Raw genomic sequence first — 17574 nt, forward strand, 5'->3', positions numbered from 1 at the left:
GCACACGTTGCCCCTTAGGAGAAAGTCATGCCCCGTACCAAAACTATCAAGAAGTTTATTGCTAAATGGGCAGTAGTATTCTTAGGAGTCTCATTAACCATTTCCTCGGCAGTTATTTCGAATTACTTTATTGCAAAAAACAACGAGCGCATAGGGGATTGGGAGCGAGAAGCAAATAATATTGCGCAGCAAATCGAGGAAATTTGGGAAAACAGTCGAGCATTGGAAAGACGCAAAGACACAGCGGTTATATTGCTGGTAACGGCGCCTGAACACCCTCATACCAATCAATTTATCTTAGAGACATTATCGATGTATGGTGCTGATCAACAGCCTAAGATTGACTTTGATGTGTTAGAAAGTAGTTTTGATGATTATAGCGAGCTAGTCATTGAGCAAATCAATGAAAAATTTTTGGTAAAGCAACAGTTTTTAGATCAAGCACAGTCGACCCAAATGGATAATGACGTTCTGATAAACATTGCTCTATGCTTTCAAATACTAGGGCTTATTTTCGTATTATCTAAAGGGATTTTGTAAATAAGTGGGTTGAATGCATAGCATCCCGCGATGGTGTTAGGTAGGCCTACGAACGTTGGCCTGCTCAATAAGCGGTGAATTAAAATTTGTAAGCATAGGAGACATTTAGAAAGTCCAACCCAGGGTTTTTGCTGTTTAATCCGCCATTACTGTAATGCATATATCTGATGGCAACTGTTTGGCGCAAGCCTTGGCCAAAATCGGCGCTCAAACCTATTCTATCTTCAAACTGATAATGTGAGCCTATGTCTTTACCGGCAAACTGCGTGTCGTTGACCAATGATACGCCAATGCCAAACTCCCATTTTAAGGGATATTTGTTATCGATATGATAAAAGGTCTTTTTGACCACCGGAGACAATGCCAAAGCAAAATTGGTATCTCGCTCATTTTGCTCACCGTATTCCCAAAGATTGATACTGGCTTCCCAGTAAACTTCTAAGCTATCGAAAAAGGGCACATCTTGTAATTCATATGTGTAAGGGCGGTACGCTAAGCGAACACCGGTAATGTCGTAGGTGCCAACCAGTAAGTCCACCGCGAAGGTGTTGCTATATGCTTGTTCAGCAGCTAGTCCAACATGGGGTAGGGTTAATAGTCCAGCAAGCATAATCGTGCTTAATAGGGGATATTTAAAATGGCGCATAGTTGGTTCTCATCAGCATTAGTTGCTGTATAAGAACGAGATGATTTGAGTTAAATTTCATCAATATAGATACAATCAGTCCAATTAAGGCGGCTGTACGTCTACGTGATGTGTAAAACTAGGTTTTGACGGCTCCTGTTGCAATTTTATTGGTCCATAGCGCGCCTACCATGGCAAGGATAAACCCGGGGATGGCCACCGCACTTAGAGTTTCGCCTACTACAAGCCAGGCAATAACTGCGCCTACAGCGGGGACTAAAAACATGATAGACGCAACTTTTGCGATTGACCCTTGGCGCACCATGCTAAACATCAATAAAATACCCACAATGGAGTTTCCAAATATCAAAAATGCGGTTGAGAGGTAAAATTCAGATGTGCCTTCAAAGACCAGTCCCTCAAAATAAAGCGCAACAGGAATAGAGATAGCAGACGCAAAGGCATATTGCACCCACGTTGCCATAATCGGATGCACGCCTAATTTACGCTGTTTTTCAATAACTTGGCCAATAGAGAGGCCCACAACTGCGGTAAACCCTAATATTGCACCGAGCAAATACCCCTTATTACCCTGCATGTCTACGCCAATGATCAAGGCTGCGCCGATTAGACCAAGACTCAGACTTGCCCAAACATTCCACGCAGGTATTTTTCTTGCTAACAAAGCTGCAGAGATGATCACTAAAACCGGCTGGCTTGCCGCAAAAAGCGCCATAATGTTTGCGCTCGCCCCAAGTTTCATCCCCACGTAAAGGCTGCCAAAGTGACCAATATGCAAAAATACCCCAGTGGCCATGAGTGCGCCCGATTGCTTTAGATTAGGAAGTGGGAGTCGCCAAAGTAACACTATTGGAGATAAGGCGATGAATGCGCCGAAGAATCGAAATGCGAGCAGGTTTAGCGGCTGCGTATAGACTAGCGCGAGCTTTGCCATCGCATAGCCTGCGCTCCAAACGAGCAAGAACAATACTGGGAAATAAGGGCGTAATACTGTAAGCAAAATGGCTGGCGCGTCGATACAAAGAACTAAAGATTAACATGAAGACTTTTTCAAACCTATGGATTTGTAGCAGTGAAGTTATCAAGGGCAAGTTAAACTGTCCTGTTGTTGCGGTGACAGCAATAATTATTCTGGTATTCTCGTTATTGAGAGTTGTTGCAAGAGTTACTAATTGACAAAAGCCAATATCCAATTATAGATAAGCTGGTCGATCAGAAGCTTGCACAAACTAACTCTCCAACTAACTATTAATTATTACTTAAATAAAGGATTATTTGATGACTGAATTAAGTCTTGAAGAGCAAATACAAGTGAGTGGTGGTACGATTTCAATGGGTGAAGCAGGCGCTTGGGGTGCTTTCGCTGGCGGCCTTGGTGCTGCTGCGTCTGGCGCATCTATAGGCGTTGTGGCGGGTGCTGCAGTTGCAGGCAGCCTGATTTCGGGTGCAGGAGTTGCTGGGTATTTGGCTGCAACATCTGTCGGCGCTGATGAGTTTGGTGCGTGGCTTGGTTCTGAGCTGTACGATCTTATCAACTGATAGACTGCGAGCTGGGTCGGTTTGGCTTTTCTAAGCCGTCCCAGCTAAAAAAGAAGCTATAAAAAGGAGAATATAATGTCGTTTAAACATCTAAAAATTGCAGTTACACCGTTGCGCTTAATTGCTCTAATAATCTTGTTGGCAACAATCACCATTATACTGGCTTTTACGAGCCTAACATCTGAAACTGGACTAATATTGTATTTTTTAACTGTAGCTCTATGGTTTGGTTATTGCTATGGCAAAGGTGCATCATACGAAAAAGAAAACAAGTAATTAATTGGGCTGCACCGGTGCTACTGGTGATCATTTAGATGCCCAGAGTGCCTAAGCGTGGGTATTTAAATTATGTGGGCGATTGGAAGATTGATGTTCAAAGAGATGCTTAGCTAGTTATATATTTTTTCGGCAAATTAGAGGACAGCGGCACCATAAAACGAAAATGTAAATAGCATCGCTGTTTTGAAAATAAGTCGCTCTTCAGCAAGAGCGAGTTTAGGTCTTGGAAACTAAACTAATTTATCTGGTTTTTACAATAGCGGATTAGTTAGCGGGCTTAACGAATTTAGGTGTCATGCGATCTGACTCACCGATTTCGCGTAACTACTCGTCTTTTTTAGCAAGCGCTCTACCTGCTTGAAGAGCCGATACGCCTCTTTCCCCTATCAGCGGCATCTTTGGCGTTGGCGTTGATTTCGCTAGCTGCTTCGGTATATTGGCTATGGCGTTGGCGCTTTTTAGGAGTTTTACAATGAATTCAAACCAAAAACGGTTCTTATATGCTGCGTGGATAGCGCTCACAATATCTATTTCACTATTTTTTATTCAGTTTGGGCTGCTCGAAACTGCAAACACCGGTGGCGTTTTCATTTTAGTATTGGCCTTGTGTGGATGTGCATTTGCCATTTATCTTTGGGTGCATAAGAATCAAAAAACTATCGATAAATGGTTGGACAAATAACGCTACGTTTGTCGTAGTACTGGAGTTAATACTCAATAGTATTGGATCTTAATTTGTATTTCACCGTTCACTTCAATCGAAAACTATCAGAGAAGTCAGGAGGGTTTGCCTCCTATTACACGAGATAAAAAAATTGCTGAATACCAGCTAAAACAGGATTTGTGGATGATTTTTGGTAAATCATCAGCGATTAAGCAAAAAATAGAAGCTAATTTTAGCGATTTGCTTGAGGTTTTCGTTAGCGACTCGTGTGAAGAGCAACATCCTAAAGCCTTTGCAAAACTCACCAACTAGAAAGATACCGTGTTTCGAGCAGTCAATTTAGATCTGGTTTGGCTGTTTGAATAACGGGTAAGTGTCAGATCAAGTCTGAGCTAGCACATATAAAGCTGTTAACACCAAGCGACTTTGTCGTATATTAATTACCAAGCGATTCTGTCGTAATTGCTAATTACCAAGGGAAACTGTCGGTCACTTTTTTATATGTCTGGTAATATTCTTTTTTGAATATTTGAAGTATGTTGAGGGTGATCGTGATGGATTCTAAAGCTCAACTCACCGTTGATATTATTGCTATAGTGGTTGAAGGCAGGATAGCAATTGCCAACACTGCTAAGTAACTCAGTAAGTCTCATCGCTCCATTGAACGCTATGTAATACGATATCAGCAAGTCGGTATTCAACTTTTTTCATAGACCGATGGTTCATGCACTGCTAGCATATCAAAAGCTAGAAGAATTCAAACGGAAACCTGTCCAGTAAAGGCTGTCGATTAGCTCATGCAGGTCTTCAAGGGATTTAATACCTTTTGCAGCTTCCATGGCAAAAGCCACTGGCTTTTTCTTATTCATTTGTCCTAGCGTGTATTCAATTCTCAATGGAGTAATTTATGGTAGACAGTAGCACAAATTAAGTTACAGCCTCATTTAGAGTCCCGCGTTGACTCCATCTCAAACCGCTATCAGCTTAAAGTTCCTCAAACTCAAATACGACGAATTCTGTAAGATTGAGTTTTATTGACCAGAACACCCTCTCCGCAAAACGTGATGAAGCTGGGAACTCTTCTGTTAGTTACCAGCTTCATTACTCGAAACTCTCCTCAATAGTTGGAGTTTACTTCCTTTTCCCGATACTAGGTCTGTATAAATAACCATTTCATCTATCTAAAGAATTAACAAACCTTGTATTGCTTCTGCATCCCCGCCTGACGGACTCGAGCTACCTGCACTGGTAAAGCTGTCATATGAAATCTGGACGATTCATTTTGATACACTTAGTCCAACAAAAAGCAAACCATCACCCTGTTAGTTATCCTCGAAAATAGTTGCAAGTACATTGTTCATAAAGTTAGCCGCGGGAGCTTGGCAAGCTTGGTAACCACTGCAGTTAAAAAATACAGTTAATGTAAGATCGCTGTCTGCCACGTAGTAATTTTCAGTAATGTAACCGGGGTCGCCGCCGCCATGATGATATACGTCTTTACCGTTAATTTTTTGATAAAATATCCCAAGGCCGTATTGCGTTTCGCTGTTTACCTGTACAAGTCGATTATTGGCAAATAGGTGATCAGTAACTTCGCTATCTAGGCTTGAGTTTTCACTTACGATAGCACGCAATAATATTGACATGTCTTCTACTGTCGAAACTAACGGTGCATCTGCCACACCGATGTTTTCGTAAATGAATTTGGTGTTTTCAATTTCATCATCAAATTCTGCGTATCCCGAAATAATACTGCCCATGTCTTTTTCTAGGCCATTGTAATAAGTATTATTCATGCCTAATCCTATAAACAAGCGCTCGCGCATGGCGTTGTGGTGGTGCTCGCCTAGTATCTCATCAAGAATTAATCCCGCTAATAAATAGCCGGTATTCGAATAGTTAAATGCTTCACCAGGAGCAAAGTATGCAGGTTGATCAAGGGCAAACTGCAAGGCAAAAATATCGGTTTTAACCGATGTTGGGTTGTCAATAATAGCTTCAAACCATTTGTCTGAACTACCGTCATCTAAGTAATCCCAAAGACCAGCAGTGTGATTGAGCAACTGGCGAAGGGTCATGCTCTCGCTATTTTCAATACGGGACAAAATAGTACTGGGTAGCCATGTTGATATTGGGTAGTCCATATCCAGCATGCCCTCTTCGTGCAGCATAGCCACTAATAGAGCAGTGGCTTTTTTACCTGAACTACCGGTAGGCATTTGATGATACGTTTGCATAGGTTCCAGTGTGTCAAGGTCTGCAACTCCTGCTGCACCGATAAAGTTTATTTCGGGGCTTTCTATTGCCATCACTACTCCAGGCACGCCAGAATCTACTGCGGCTTGTAACATGTCCTGATAATCGCCACTTGGCGTAGGCTTTGGGGTTGGTATAATCGATGAGTTTGGATCGCTACTTGAACCACAAGCGGCTAGACCTAAACACACGACACTCGCTAACATCGTTTTTTGAAACACCTTTATGTTTATCATACTTATATCCTCGTAGGTAATGTACCGTTTCGTAACGAGCAAATAGTAAAATCTTCAAAGTGAAATAAGGGTGAACGAACATTGTTAACCAAGCTTATTTTTGAAGTGATTTCTGCTAGGATCGTTCATTGCATTCACAAAGCGCTGAAGTGTAATTGTGGTTTTTGATACATAACAACACCACCCTGTAATGTTTTAATCAATTGAGTAATAAACATGTCATCAGCCTCAATTAGTCGCCGGGTTTTTATCACATTTGGCAGCCTATCAGCTGCAATATGTGTGCTATTTGCATGTATTACATGGTTGTTTGCCGCCATCACTGAAGATGATGTGGTTAGGCAAGTGATGCATGAAGAAGCAAAATATATTCAACAATATTTCGACAAAAACGGTCATATTATTCAGCCTCGATTGGATTATATTGAGCTGTACACGAGGGAGTCTGAGTTTCCACCGGCTATCAAACGTGGTTATGAACAAAACAAGTTCGAAAAAGAGTTTTCAGTTCACGGCCGAAACATACATATTGAGCGCTATTTACTTGGTGACAACTCAGACCTTTGGTTAACAATTGACGGTACAGACATTCAAGTAATAACCCACGTAAGCTCGATGATGTTTTGGTTTGTGCTTGGTGTAACTACTTTAGTAATGTTGGTATCAACAACAATTGCTTATGCGCTTTCTCAGCGTATTGCAAAGCCAATAAAACAACTCACTGAAAATGTGCTCGATCATGAAGTAGGGGAAAAATTTAACGCTACTCTGCCGCAGAGGCGTAACGACGAAATTGGCAAACTTAATTTTGCCTTTTCTGCTGCTTTCGAGCGCATATCTTTATTATTAGCCCGTGAGAAAAACTTTACTCGAGACGTCAGTCATGAACTTAGAACGCCCATTACGCTGCTTAAAAACACTCTCGCTTTGCGTGCCGATTCACCATTTACTGAAAACGACAAAGTCTTACTTACGCAGGTTTCAGAAGACTTAGAGAAAACGGTAGAAGTATTATTAGCCTTAGCAAGGGACGAAAACCTTATATTGAATGAAATACGCGTACTGCCCATATTGGAACGTAGTGTATTAACTTTGTACAAAGCCAACTTAAACATGACATTTGATGTCAAACTGTCGCTTGACGAGCAATTTAAGGTGATAGGCAATCCATATTTAGTGCTTCTTATGTGTCAAAACTTGGTCAACAACGCCTATTATCACAGTGGTGATGGCAGTATGTCGATTTATAATAAGGGCAGTACGTTAGTTTTTGAAAACAACATTGGTGAACATGAAAACTCGGATTATCAAGGGCTTGGGCATGGCCAGTATTTAGTAGAAAGAATTGCCAACGCTATGCACTGGACCCTGCATCTTGAGCAAAAAGGTACACGTTATATTGCAGAAATTCATACAGCAAAAACTTAGCACCTCTCGGCCGGAAACCTATTCAGGTCACCTCTATTGCTTGCGCCACCATCTACCGTGTAGAAATTAAAAACCAGCTTTAAGTAGGAAGCCGGTAAGGACAATCGGCGTCATTGTTAATACCACTTTATTTTCTTTCAATTGTGCATATCGACTCAAACAGTTATATCCATGTTGCTTTCACCATTAATTCACCAACGAGACGCTAACCTTTATGGCGTTTAAATAAACCAATAAAGGACAAACATGTATAAATTTATTCTCCCTACCTTATGCTTATCGCTTTGCAGTTTCGCAAATGCAGCTCAACCCTCTTATAGTTACCTTCAGGCAGGTTATGTAAAATCAGAAATAGCGGATATTGAATCATTTAATCTGAGTGGATATGAACTCAGAGCAAGTGCTGAGATAGGGTATGGCTTTTTTGCTGAATACAAACATACCGATACTTCAGATTCTCTAGATGGTTTCAAACTTGATGTATTACAACGACAGTTCTCGCTTGGATATATCCATAATATTTCATCCAGAATAACACTTGATTACAGACTAGGTTTAGGTAATTTTGATATGACGGGCACCAGAGATAATGATTCTGCAAGCGCAGACACAGACTTCTACAGTGCAGCAACAAACATCCGCTACCAGCTAACACCAGACTTAGAGGTATTTGGTGGATTAGAAGCACAAAATTGGGATGGTGATGCCGACCAAAAAGCATATAGGCTTGGTGCTCTGTATGATCTGTGGGGTTTCTTCGCGGGCATTGAATATACCAAGTACTCTGATCAAGAAGTCGTGAATATGAGCATTAGATACGCATTTTGATTAAGTAGCTACGCCGGTATTAACATAAAGAAGCCTGACCTCGCTATAAAAACGAAGTTGGGCTTTTCGGTCAACACCAATTATTATCGGCTCTAGGCGTGGCAGCTGTTGTGAGCAATTCATCCACAACAATATTACCAAACTGCGATGTTACGGAACCGAATATCCTTTTATTTCTTCTGTTTGAAAGTTTTTACATGTGTCGGTTGTAAAGCATAATGTAAACTCTCTGGGCTTGCTTGCCATCAAAAGCCAATCTTCCTCTGAGATTGTGTCACTAGCCTTATTATTAATTGAACTCACAACGTCACCTGCTTTAATGGTAGCAACGTCTCCTGGAAGCTTTGGATAGACGTAACGAACGATAAGATTGCCTCCTCGTAACTTTCTGAGATCAAGACCAGCTAAATTATACAGAGTTTTGAATTCTACATCTGCGTAGGGACGTATAATGAATTGTTGATTTGGATAATCGATTATCGTAACAAATTGGTTTAACAAGGCGCTACCCAATATCCACCAATCGTCTTCGTCATTGCTCTTTATGATGTTAGTTTTGATATTGCGCAATGTGAGGTCCCCTAATTGCAAAGCTGGCAGTGTCAATCGCTGGTGAGGTGCCTTGCCGCTCAGACCAAAATCTGCAGCGCTAATTGAAGACGATGGTAGTCTGATATCATTTTGATGAGCATAGGCAGTATTCATTTTCATATAGTGTCGACTACCGGTATCTATCACAATATTTCTAGTGATACTGTCTTGCTCATTAAAATAGACCGTGCTTGGTATGCTAATTTTTGAAAGTGAGGTCTTAAACGGTAGTACCACGTCTGTTTCTAGCGTCTGACTTGATCTAGCCGACAAAGAAATTGTTTGATTTCTTTTATCAAAGGTCCATACAAAATGCTTCATTAGGTCATGTCCAATAACACCATCAAAAATCGCCTCTTCTTCTCTTAAATAATATTGGCTAGTACTTATAGGAATGTACGCTACATCAACCTTTTCGAAGGAAATATCGCTTATCTCAATTTCAGATAGCTGGGTTTGATATGCTGGCGTATTTTCGCCTTCGCCCCAGCCTGCCACGGCAAGTGAAAAGCCTTTTTCGAACTCCATTTTTGAAACTTCAGGCGTATCGAAAAGCATCGTGAATGAGGCGCCGGTATCGATTAAGAATAGCAGTTCGTGTTGTTGATTAACTTTCAATTTAATATATGGTTTTTCGCCAATATAATAAGCAGTGAGAATTTGTTTATTGTGCTGTGCCGTTTTCCAAATCGGTTTGATTTCATTGTTAGCGTTCATCATTCTCAGGCTGTTAATGATTGAGCAGCTAGATAAGGCAAAGCAAAATATAATGATTAGAGCAAATAGTTGTAGAAATATCTTCATGGTTGGTCCTGATTTGACTAGGGTAAAAAGTGTGTGCATTGAGTTACTCAACCGCGTTTAAGAGCATCAATAATCGAGAGGATTTATAAAGCTCTCCTTTAATCCCTGCTACGAGAGCGTGGGTTGCAATGGTAAGCCTACTAATATTTGCGCTCGGGTTTTGGTTAATCTCGCGTATCAGCTTTAGAGCATTATCATGGCCTTGAGTAGCAAAGGTTTTCAGAATTTCTATACTATTTTCTTCTGGCGTTTTTACTCTAGGTAATGGCTCATACCCTAAGGCCTTAATCGCCTCTTCAGCAACCTCCCAAACTGACCAAGGATTTTGCCCGGTAATCAAGTTGTCGTGAATACTGACTTGGTTGAGGTAATTTTCACCGGCGATAAAAGTGGCGCCTTGCTCAGTTAATTTTGTTTCTAATAAAAAGGGGAAAATATTTTTAGCATTGGGAATTAAAAAGAGCTCTTCGCTATTTGTAAAAGCAGAAACTTTTTTGTTTTCAAGAAAATACTCACCCGTGGCAGAAACAACATCAACGAATGCAGCTGGTCCATGACATACGGCAGCAATGACTTTGTTAGTTTGCCAAAAATAAGACACCGCTGCCTTGATACTTGCGTCACTTGAAAAGTCGAACATTGCCCCCTTGCCGCCAACGAAGTATATGGCGTCGTAATTTGATAAGCTTACACTTTCAATAGCAAAAGAATTTTTTACTTTAAGCATTGCTTTTTCGTCATTCAAAAAAGCATAGTCAAACTTGCCCATATCATCAGAGTCTATGACCATAGAGGGTTCGCCGCCTTCAACACTGGCTACATCAACGGTAAACCCATTAGTTTGGAAAACGTAAAATGCCCGGGCCAACTCAGTAAGTTCATAACCAGTGCTTTTCCCAGTTGCTCCTAATGTGTCTTCACTAGTCAGTACTGCTAGTATGCGACCACGACTTTCTTTAATTCCCTGTGAAATATAGCGAATGTCTTTTGGAGATTGCTGGCTATAGTCAGTTTTAAGCTCGTCTCCAAGAAGACTAATAAACCAGGCTACAAAGCTAGTAATGCAAATGATGATAGTGAGAATAATGAGACCAATCTTCTTAAACATACTTCTTCCTTCAAAAAGTATGAGTTTAGTGAAAGTGCGGTAAATTCAAGGTCAATTTTTATGATAAAAAACTCTCTTTTTAATCAGTGCTTTGTCAACTTCCTCATTAGTAGCTTCGTGGCTTGCTGTTCAGCATCTTCAAGTTCTGTATATAGGTGCGGCTGCACGCCAACACGCTCCCAATTTGATTGAGTAATAGGGTTGATTGCTTTCGCAGTTGGTATGGCAATTCGCAGTCCATGTTGGAGTTCAAAATATTGCCAAGGGTTGGCACCTCCTTTACTTGTTTTTCCAATGAGCATTGCACGCGACATGTGTTTGAAGTTATAGGCAAACTCTTCGGCAGCTGAAAATGTCTTTGGCCCAATAATTATGACTATTGGGACTTGGCTTAAATTAGGGAAATTAATGGCAGGGTTTGTATAAGAGTCTTCGAAACTATCCGAGGCTCTTGAGTAAAAGCTATTGAGGTGCTGCCTACCTTCCAAAAAGTAGCTCGATATATACTGCACAGTTTGTCCACTGCCACCACCATTGTCTCTTAAATCGATGATAAGGCCATCAACATTTTCGATTTCTCGCATGTGATTTGAAATCACTTCTTTTGAAGTCTCGTTTAGATCAGCAAACCCCCAGAAACTTAGAAAACCTATATTGTTGTCAGAGACATCAACACGCTCGAAACCAAAATTAAGTCTTGCGAGCTTTTCAAACCAAGATTCTTTGTTTTGTAACCCGCTATTCTTAGGGTTGATCGATACCGAAAAGTGTTGGTCATTTTTTTGAAGGACTGTGTTTATAAACCGCGTGAAGTCTTGCTGGCTTTTTACATTAGCGAGCCCACTATCACCTTTAAGTTGTTCCAACTGATTGAGAATGTCAGGGATGCTAGCAATTTCTACGTAATAGAGATCTATTTTATTTTTCAATTCCTCAACTAACTCAAGTATCATCTTTTCGCTCAACTCAACAGATTCAACGTTTTCATGTTGTGCAAAGGATTGGTTCGTAATTAGGAGAAACAGTGAAGCAAGCATAAGAATACAATTTTTTCGACTGCTGAAGTAGACTCTAATGTACCTCAACGAGAATACACTTTTTCGATTTATATTACTTTTCATCTGAAGCACGTGATTACCTCGTTTATTGAATGAATTAACAATCATCAGTACTCTTGAGTAAATTTGGGGTGAAATGTAATAAAAGAATAAATTTCACCCTCATATCACTTTCGATAAGTAGGCTACTCATTACGATTTTGGATGAATAAAACTGATTTATTCAGGTTTATTCATAAGGAGAGCTATATGACGAGTAAATTACGCGTGCTTCTTGTGGAAGACAACCAAGCAATAGCGAATCAAATTATTGCTTTTCTTGAAGGCCATTGTTGGGATGTAGATTATGCGGCAACGGGGAAGTTAGGAGTCAGACTAGCGTTAGAACATACTTTTGATGTTATTATTTTGGACTTAAATTTACCTGATATTGATGGCTTACGAGTATGCGAAGAAATCAAGAGTCAGGCCAGTGTTAACATACCAATCTTGATGCTTACGGCAAGAGATGCTTTTGAGGATAAAGTCAAAGGGTTTGGCAAAGGCGCTGATGACTATCTTACTAAACCTTTTGATTTACGAGAGTTAGTTTTGCGATGCGAGGCGATGTCAAGACGGTCTGAGTTGCATCAAAACACTGTGGTTTCTCATGGGTTGCTATCTCTCGACATCAGATCGTTTGAGGTGCTATGGAGCAGTGAAAATGTAAAAGTGACTAAGGTGGGCTTCAAGCTATTGCATAAGTTACTCAGCGAAATGCCGTACCCAGTTAGCCGGTCAGAATTAATTGAGCACGTTTGGGGCGATGAACCGCCGGAGAGCAATGCGCTAAAATCACACATTTATGCGCTTAGAAAAGCGACCGAACAGGTAACAGGAAAACCTATTCTTCATACAATCAGCAATATTGGTTATCAGTTAAAGGATATAGATGATTAGGTTTACAAGCTTACAAAATAGACTAATGCTTGCCTTTACGTGTTTATCATTAATCATCTGTATTTCTTTTATACGCTTCTCATCGATATTAATAGAAATCGCAGAAGCTAATGCTTATCAATCTATACTCGCGCAAGAAGAGCAACGCTTAACCACAAGCACTAATACTCTATTAACGCCAACAATACTAAATACAGTTTTATACACCAACATGGAAATGGTACCCAATGAAATAATTACCGCCGTTGGCGATGCGCGTAGTGGAAGTTTTGAAACAAAGGATGAGCAGCAATTCGTCTTCAGAATGTTAATGATTGAGCAAAATCCTCAATTACTACTGATGAACATAAATGCCTTTTCTGCGAACGAATATCTCAGCCAATATAAATCGTTGTTTCTTTATAGTATTTCTGGAAGTGCTTTTGTTTTATGTTTGTTGAGCTCTTGGTATCTGTCTAAATGGCTCTCGCGCCCTATTCAACAACTGACTGAAAATGTTGAAGCGAGAGGGAGTACTGCTGACCTTAGATCTGAACAAAATATGGCCGTAACATCCATGTTTGGTTTAGACAGAACAGATGAAATTGGAAAGCTAGCAAAAGCGCTTGAAGACTCTTATAAAAAGATTCAAATATTATTGCAGCGGGAACGAAACTTTACTCGCGATGTTAGTCATGAGTTACGCACGCCCATCACTTTAATTAAAAATACCTTAACACTTAATCATTTAAAGGTGGGTAGCACAGCTGAGCACAACTTATTGAAACAATCTGCCAATGAGCTTGAACAGACTATCGAAATACTTTTAGCGTTAGCCAGACAAGAAAACTTGCAGTTCAAAGAATTTAAAGTGCTACCGATTGTCGAGAAGACGGTGCTGAAGGTTTACCATTTGTATCCCGACCTTTCTTTTGATGCCAGCATTGCTGTTGATCCTAAAATGCATGTCATAGGAAATGAGCTATTGTTTGGTTTGCTTTGCCAAAACCTGGTAAATAATGGGCTTTATCATGGAAATGGTAAAGCTATGAGTATCCGTTCTGCTGGCCATAAACTCATTTTTGAAAACTCATTGGAAGCTACACAAGACCGCCCCTACTATCAAGGCTTGGGGCACGGTCAGTATCTTGTAAAACGTATCGTTGAAGAAATGGGTTGGGGCGTTACAATTGAGCAAGAACACTGTATCTACAGAGTTGCTATTACAACAATTCTCTAGCGCTTTCGCTAGGAGTTTTCACCTTTGGTTCACCTCTATAAATTTACACTCCTAATGAGTATCTAATGCCAGCCTTTTGGCTTAATAATCATTTATTCTAATAGGAGCAGTCATGACGGTAGGAAAAACATCAACGCTGTTGAAAAAAGTTATAAAGAGCAGCATCATTTTTGTCGGCGCCTTACTTTGTTATTTGATAGTCAGTTTTAGCTTAATATTCTGGCCAACTGAGCTTCCGTTCATCCCAATAAATTATAATGTAAATAAGACAAATCAGAGTGCACCATTGGCTCTTTATGGCGAGCATATGACAATACTCGCTAGAGATGGTGAGTCCCTTTATTTGCGTAAGATTGGGCGTGACTCTCAGCGCGTTATCGTGTTTTTACATGGTATAGCATCAACACACGAAACATTATTAAATACAGCAAAGCAATTGCATGAGGCGACAGGGGCTCAGATACTTTTACCTGACCTAAGGGGGCACGGGTTTTCACAAGGAGAGAATTACGACGTTGCTTATATTGGTCAATATGAAGATGATTTAGAAGATATACTTTTGCATTTAAAGTCAAAAGCTAGTGCATCCTCAATAGGTGCGTATAGTCGTATAATAATTGGTGGTCACTCAATGGGTGGCGGTATTACTATGCGTTACGCATTGAAAGATAATAAACCAGAGGTAGATGGATACCTGTTGTTTGCTCCTAATTTTGGTGAAGGCCCTACGCAGCGAGAGGTAAGTGGAGACGCGGCACAAGATTCGCCAATTTATTTCAATACTCCGAGAATGATTGGTTTATTGATGTTAAACACTATTGGGATTAATCATTTCGACTCATTATCTATTATGTATTTTAATTTTGCGCCACACATGATGGCTTATAGCTATTCCTCAATCATGTCTGCTCAACCTATTAGGCCGCAAACCACAGATCAAGCATTGCTCAATATAACTCAGCCATTAATAGCGATAATAGGGCAAGAAGATGAAGTGTTTTTAGCTAGCGCGTACCCAAGTTTTGTCAGTGAAAATAGCGTCTTAGGCTCTACCGAGTTAATTGAAGATGCTGACCATATGGGCATACTGTCTAATCCTAAAGCTATTGAGAAAGCGTCTGCTTGGATAAGAGAACACTTTTAGAAAATTAAAAATTGCTGGTACTATGTTGTTGCAATGTACGTTTCTCACGCAGCAACATAAAACCTACAAATATGAACCAAATTATTTGCAGTAAACCAAATACTGCACCCATTTCTTTAAGGCTTGGAATGAGAGTTGAGAAACCGAAAAAACTTATAAAGTAGCCAAAGATAACAAGCTTTTTACTTAGTCTTCTTTCTTTAAGTAAACAAGTATTAATTAATACGACCCAGATTGCGCCAACCCATTCAAAGCCTTCTCCTAAGCCCATTTGAATTGCATATATATCACGCCATAAATCGACCACAGCGGTTTCTAGCTTTATATTTTCACTAAATAGAAATTCAATAGAGAGAATCGCGATAAAGCCGCTGGCGAAGATATAACATGACCAAAGGTAACTCATTAGCATGGTAATTTGTTGAAGCACGGTGTGCTCTCGCGTTTGATTTTCTAATAAAGAAACGCTCAGTACTAAAACGCTTATCCCAAAAACAACATAAACTAAAAAGTACCAAACCTGCATTAAACCACTAAAGTTTGTAAGCGTACGCAAACGTTGGTCGGGACCATCATTAAAATCGGGCGCAATGATAAAGATGAGGCACAGGCCAAGAATAAAGCTTGTCGCGCAAATAAAAGAAGCGAAAACGCCATAAAGCTGTTTATTTCTCATTTTTCTTTTGCCAACAATTAAACCCCACCAGTTGATGAGGTTGTTTTACAACGATGCAACACTAGCAAAACATTGTTAGCTACAAGGATGTTTTTATCAAATCTTTTTATAGCTGCTTAGTTGCTGTTCACTGAGGCATGCAACTTGTTTCAGCTGATAGCTCGGTACAAACCAATTTAAGCCAACAATATTATCTGGATTTACTTGGAGCATCATACAAAGTGGAGATTCGCTTTTTAGCATGACAGTCAGTTCGTTCGCAAGATCAGCATGTGCTCTTACTGTAAACTCACGCATACCGACAGGTACTTTAAGCACGGTATATTCACTTTTTGCTAGCTTAGCAAAGTACTTTCCATCCCATCCAACATACGCATCAGTAAGACTGCCTTGAAGTTCACCGCTTCGATAGATAGTTACGTCAACTGATTCAACTTTTGGGTTATGTGTGGTGGGCTGAATTGTTGCGCAACTCGCAAGCATAGAAACAGCAATGGCGGAATATATAAGTGATTTAAGCATGTTGTGCATGATTAATTTCTCTTTTCTCTTATAGGGGAAGTTGCCTGTTATTCTAGTGCCTGCAAGGTAAACCCATGGTGAAATACTGCGAACTATTCATTTGCCATGTTTTTGTAACAAATGTTTCTATTTTCACCCTCAATTTACCCTCTCCAATGAATACTACTTATATTCCTAACAAAGGAGAGGCAGATGAAAAAAGTCGCTATTTTTGGTGCTAGTGGATATTTAGGAAAAAACCTAGTCAGAGCAATGACTCAAAGAGGGGTGCCTGTCGTCGCGTTCGTTCGCGATAAAGAAAGCTTTGAACAACAATTCGACAGTGTTGAGACACGAAAGGTTTGCTTCGATAGCTGCAAACCTTCTAACATTGAGTTAACCGATTGTTATGCTGTTATTTCTGCTTTAGGGATTACAAAACAAAGAGATGGTTTGTCTTACGAAGACGTCGACTATAAGGTCAATGCCCTCATATTGCATGAAGCTGAAAAGTTTGGTGTTCAAAAGTTTATGTACGTCTCTGTATTCAAAGGTGAGACTTTTAAGGATGTTTCTCTGTGTAAGGCAAAAGAGCATTTTGTAACTGAACTAACGCGGTCCACGATCCCATCTTTAGTAATTCGTCCAACAGGGTTTTACTCAGACATGCTTGATTTTTTAAAGATGGCTCAAAACGGTAAGGTACATCTTTTTGGAGGCGGCAAGCAAAAACTTAATCCTATCTCAGGGAATGATCTGTCAATCGAGATGCTTAGACTGTTAAAAAATGATTCGCTTTTTGAATTAAAACAGTCAATCAATATAGGCGGACCTAGAACACTATCCCATTTTGAAATCGCTAACTTGGCTTTTTTAGCACTAGATAAACCGACTGTTGTGAAAATTCATCCCGATTGGTTAAGAAAAATGATTCTTTTATTAGGAAGAGTTTTTATCCCTCAAAATATTTTCGGACCATATGAATTCTTCTTTACTGCAATGGGCGAAGATATGAATACAAATGAGTATGGCATTGAAAGCCTCTACACGTTTTTTAGAAATCACGCTCAAACATTGAGTAAACAAAATTAACGTGAGCCTTACTGTTAAGCATAAAT

The 17574-nt window shown here is 40.0% G+C and carries 18 protein-coding genes; 10 read left to right on the forward strand and 8 right to left on the reverse strand.

What is annotated here, in order from left to right; genetic code table 11:
- Positions 1-27 precede the first annotated feature (27 nt).
- Positions 28-540, forward strand: coding sequence for a hypothetical protein (locus KJ365_RS05180; RefSeq protein WP_214450572.1), 513 nt, complete (start codon positions 28-30; stop codon positions 538-540).
- Between the two features lie 79 nt (positions 541-619).
- Here KJ365_RS05180 and KJ365_RS05185 read toward each other — a convergent pair whose 3' ends face one another.
- Both KJ365_RS05185 and KJ365_RS05190 read right to left on the reverse strand, forming a co-directional pair.
- Positions 620-1186, reverse strand: a complete 567-nt coding sequence (locus tag KJ365_RS05185; RefSeq protein ID WP_250884040.1) for an acyloxyacyl hydrolase — start codon at positions 1184-1186, stop codon at positions 620-622.
- Between the two features lie 118 nt (positions 1187-1304).
- A complete protein-coding gene (locus KJ365_RS05190; RefSeq protein ID WP_250884041.1) occupies positions 1305-2186 on the reverse strand; it encodes a DMT family transporter in 882 nt (293 codons plus the stop codon).
- 278 nt (positions 2187-2464) lie between these two features.
- Between KJ365_RS05190 and KJ365_RS05195 the strand changes: the two genes are divergently transcribed.
- The 3 genes from KJ365_RS05195 to KJ365_RS05205 all read left to right on the forward strand — a co-directional run bounded on the left by KJ365_RS05195 (position 2465) and on the right by KJ365_RS05205 (position 3980).
- A complete protein-coding gene (locus KJ365_RS05195; RefSeq protein WP_214450573.1) occupies positions 2465-2725 on the forward strand; it encodes a hypothetical protein in 261 nt (86 codons plus the stop codon).
- Positions 2726-3476: 751 nt separating this feature from the next.
- The gene (locus KJ365_RS05200) at positions 3477-3686 is read left to right on the forward strand and encodes a hypothetical protein (RefSeq protein WP_214450574.1); all 210 of its coding nucleotides are present in this window, start codon (positions 3477-3479) and stop codon (positions 3684-3686) included.
- Between the two features lie 105 nt (positions 3687-3791).
- Positions 3792-3980, forward strand: a complete 189-nt coding sequence (locus KJ365_RS05205) for a hypothetical protein (protein WP_214450575.1) — start codon at positions 3792-3794, stop codon at positions 3978-3980.
- A gap of 1010 nt (positions 3981-4990) precedes the next feature.
- On the opposite strand, the gene KJ365_RS05210 is transcribed toward KJ365_RS05205, so the two are convergent.
- On the reverse strand, positions 4991-6160 hold the full coding sequence (locus KJ365_RS05210) for a serine hydrolase domain-containing protein (RefSeq protein ID WP_214450576.1): 1170 nt from the start codon (positions 6158-6160) through the stop codon (positions 4991-4993).
- Positions 6161-6376: 216 nt separating this feature from the next.
- Between KJ365_RS05210 and KJ365_RS05215 the strand changes: the two genes are divergently transcribed.
- Positions 6377-7588, forward strand: a complete 1212-nt coding sequence (locus tag KJ365_RS05215) for a sensor histidine kinase (RefSeq protein ID WP_214450577.1) — start codon at positions 6377-6379, stop codon at positions 7586-7588.
- Positions 7589-7834: 246 nt separating this feature from the next.
- On the forward strand, positions 7835-8416 hold the full coding sequence (locus tag KJ365_RS05220; RefSeq protein WP_214450578.1) for a putative outer membrane beta-barrel protein: 582 nt from the start codon (positions 7835-7837) through the stop codon (positions 8414-8416).
- A gap of 150 nt (positions 8417-8566) precedes the next feature.
- On the opposite strand, the gene KJ365_RS05225 is transcribed toward KJ365_RS05220, so the two are convergent.
- From KJ365_RS05225 to KJ365_RS05235, 3 genes are all read right to left on the reverse strand, one after another.
- Positions 8567-9811: an aspartyl protease family protein gene (locus KJ365_RS05225; RefSeq protein WP_214450579.1), complete on the reverse strand. Its 1245-nt coding sequence runs from the start codon at positions 9809-9811 to the stop codon at positions 8567-8569.
- A gap of 43 nt (positions 9812-9854) precedes the next feature.
- On the reverse strand, positions 9855-10919 hold the full coding sequence (locus KJ365_RS05230) for a type 1 glutamine amidotransferase domain-containing protein (protein ID WP_214450580.1): 1065 nt from the start codon (positions 10917-10919) through the stop codon (positions 9855-9857).
- Positions 10920-11002: 83 nt separating this feature from the next.
- Positions 11003-11956 (reverse strand): S41 family peptidase, encoded by a 954-nt coding sequence (locus tag KJ365_RS05235; protein ID WP_214450581.1) that lies wholly within the window; start codon positions 11954-11956, stop codon positions 11003-11005.
- Positions 11957-12226: 270 nt separating this feature from the next.
- Here KJ365_RS05235 and KJ365_RS05240 point away from each other — a divergent pair, with 270 nt between their 5' ends.
- From KJ365_RS05240 to KJ365_RS05250, 3 genes are all read left to right on the forward strand, one after another.
- On the forward strand, positions 12227-12916 hold the full coding sequence (locus tag KJ365_RS05240) for a response regulator transcription factor (protein WP_214450582.1): 690 nt from the start codon (positions 12227-12229) through the stop codon (positions 12914-12916).
- Entirely contained in the window at positions 12909-14135 is a 1227-nt protein-coding gene (locus KJ365_RS05245; protein WP_214450583.1) for a sensor histidine kinase, read from the forward strand. Before KJ365_RS05240 ends, KJ365_RS05245 begins: the two co-directional genes overlap by 8 nt.
- Before the next feature lie 307 nt (positions 14136-14442).
- Complete coding sequence (locus KJ365_RS05250) at positions 14443-15279, forward strand: alpha/beta hydrolase (RefSeq protein ID WP_214450584.1); 837 nt, start codon at positions 14443-14445, stop codon at positions 15277-15279.
- A gap of 4 nt (positions 15280-15283) precedes the next feature.
- On the opposite strand, the gene KJ365_RS05255 is transcribed toward KJ365_RS05250, so the two are convergent.
- Together KJ365_RS05255 and KJ365_RS05260 are read right to left on the reverse strand one after the other, a co-directional pair.
- Positions 15284-15805 carry a hypothetical protein gene (locus KJ365_RS05255; RefSeq protein WP_214450585.1) on the reverse strand — a complete coding sequence of 174 codons (522 nt, stop codon included), beginning with the start codon at positions 15803-15805 and terminating at the stop codon, positions 15284-15286.
- Positions 15806-16051: 246 nt separating this feature from the next.
- Positions 16052-16486 carry a hypothetical protein gene (locus KJ365_RS05260; RefSeq protein WP_214450586.1) on the reverse strand — a complete coding sequence of 145 codons (435 nt, stop codon included), beginning with the start codon at positions 16484-16486 and terminating at the stop codon, positions 16052-16054.
- A 183-nt stretch (positions 16487-16669) separates the two neighbouring features.
- On the opposite strand from KJ365_RS05260, the gene KJ365_RS05265 reads away from it, so the two are divergent.
- Positions 16670-17548, forward strand: a complete 879-nt coding sequence (locus KJ365_RS05265; protein WP_214450587.1) for an NAD(P)H-binding protein — start codon at positions 16670-16672, stop codon at positions 17546-17548.
- Positions 17549-17574 lie beyond the last annotated feature (26 nt).

Origin of the sequence: Glaciecola sp. XM2, from assembly GCF_018595715.1 — a bacterium.
Lineage (GTDB): Bacteria > Pseudomonadota > Gammaproteobacteria > Enterobacterales > Alteromonadaceae > Glaciecola.

Coding starts and splice junctions, on each gene's coding strand:
- KJ365_RS05180 (WP_214450572.1), top strand. CDS start 28: ATGCCCCGTACCAAAACTATCAAGAAGTTTATTGCTAAATGGGCAGTA.
- KJ365_RS05185 (WP_250884040.1), bottom strand. CDS start 1,186: ATGCGCCATTTTAAATATCCCCTATTAAGCACGATTATGCTTGCTGGA.
- KJ365_RS05195 (WP_214450573.1), top strand. CDS start 2,465: ATGACTGAATTAAGTCTTGAAGAGCAAATACAAGTGAGTGGTGGTACG.
- KJ365_RS05200 (WP_214450574.1), top strand. CDS start 3,477: ATGAATTCAAACCAAAAACGGTTCTTATATGCTGCGTGGATAGCGCTC.
- KJ365_RS05210 (WP_214450576.1), bottom strand. CDS start 6,160: ATGATAAACATAAAGGTGTTTCAAAAAACGATGTTAGCGAGTGTCGTG.
- KJ365_RS05215 (WP_214450577.1), top strand. CDS start 6,377: ATGTCATCAGCCTCAATTAGTCGCCGGGTTTTTATCACATTTGGCAGC.
- KJ365_RS05220 (WP_214450578.1), top strand. CDS start 7,835: ATGTATAAATTTATTCTCCCTACCTTATGCTTATCGCTTTGCAGTTTC.
- KJ365_RS05225 (WP_214450579.1), bottom strand. CDS start 9,811: ATGAAGATATTTCTACAACTATTTGCTCTAATCATTATATTTTGCTTT.
- KJ365_RS05230 (WP_214450580.1), bottom strand. CDS start 10,919: ATGTTTAAGAAGATTGGTCTCATTATTCTCACTATCATCATTTGCATT.
- KJ365_RS05235 (WP_214450581.1), bottom strand. CDS start 11,956: ATGCTTGCTTCACTGTTTCTCCTAATTACGAACCAATCCTTTGCACAA.
- KJ365_RS05240 (WP_214450582.1), top strand. CDS start 12,227: ATGACGAGTAAATTACGCGTGCTTCTTGTGGAAGACAACCAAGCAATA.
- KJ365_RS05245 (WP_214450583.1), top strand. CDS start 12,909: ATGATTAGGTTTACAAGCTTACAAAATAGACTAATGCTTGCCTTTACG.
- KJ365_RS05250 (WP_214450584.1), top strand. CDS start 14,443: ATGACAATACTCGCTAGAGATGGTGAGTCCCTTTATTTGCGTAAGATT.
- KJ365_RS05255 (WP_214450585.1), bottom strand. CDS start 15,805: ATGCAGGTTTGGTACTTTTTAGTTTATGTTGTTTTTGGGATAAGCGTT.
- KJ365_RS05260 (WP_214450586.1), bottom strand. CDS start 16,486: ATGCACAACATGCTTAAATCACTTATATATTCCGCCATTGCTGTTTCT.
- KJ365_RS05265 (WP_214450587.1), top strand. CDS start 16,670: ATGAAAAAAGTCGCTATTTTTGGTGCTAGTGGATATTTAGGAAAAAAC.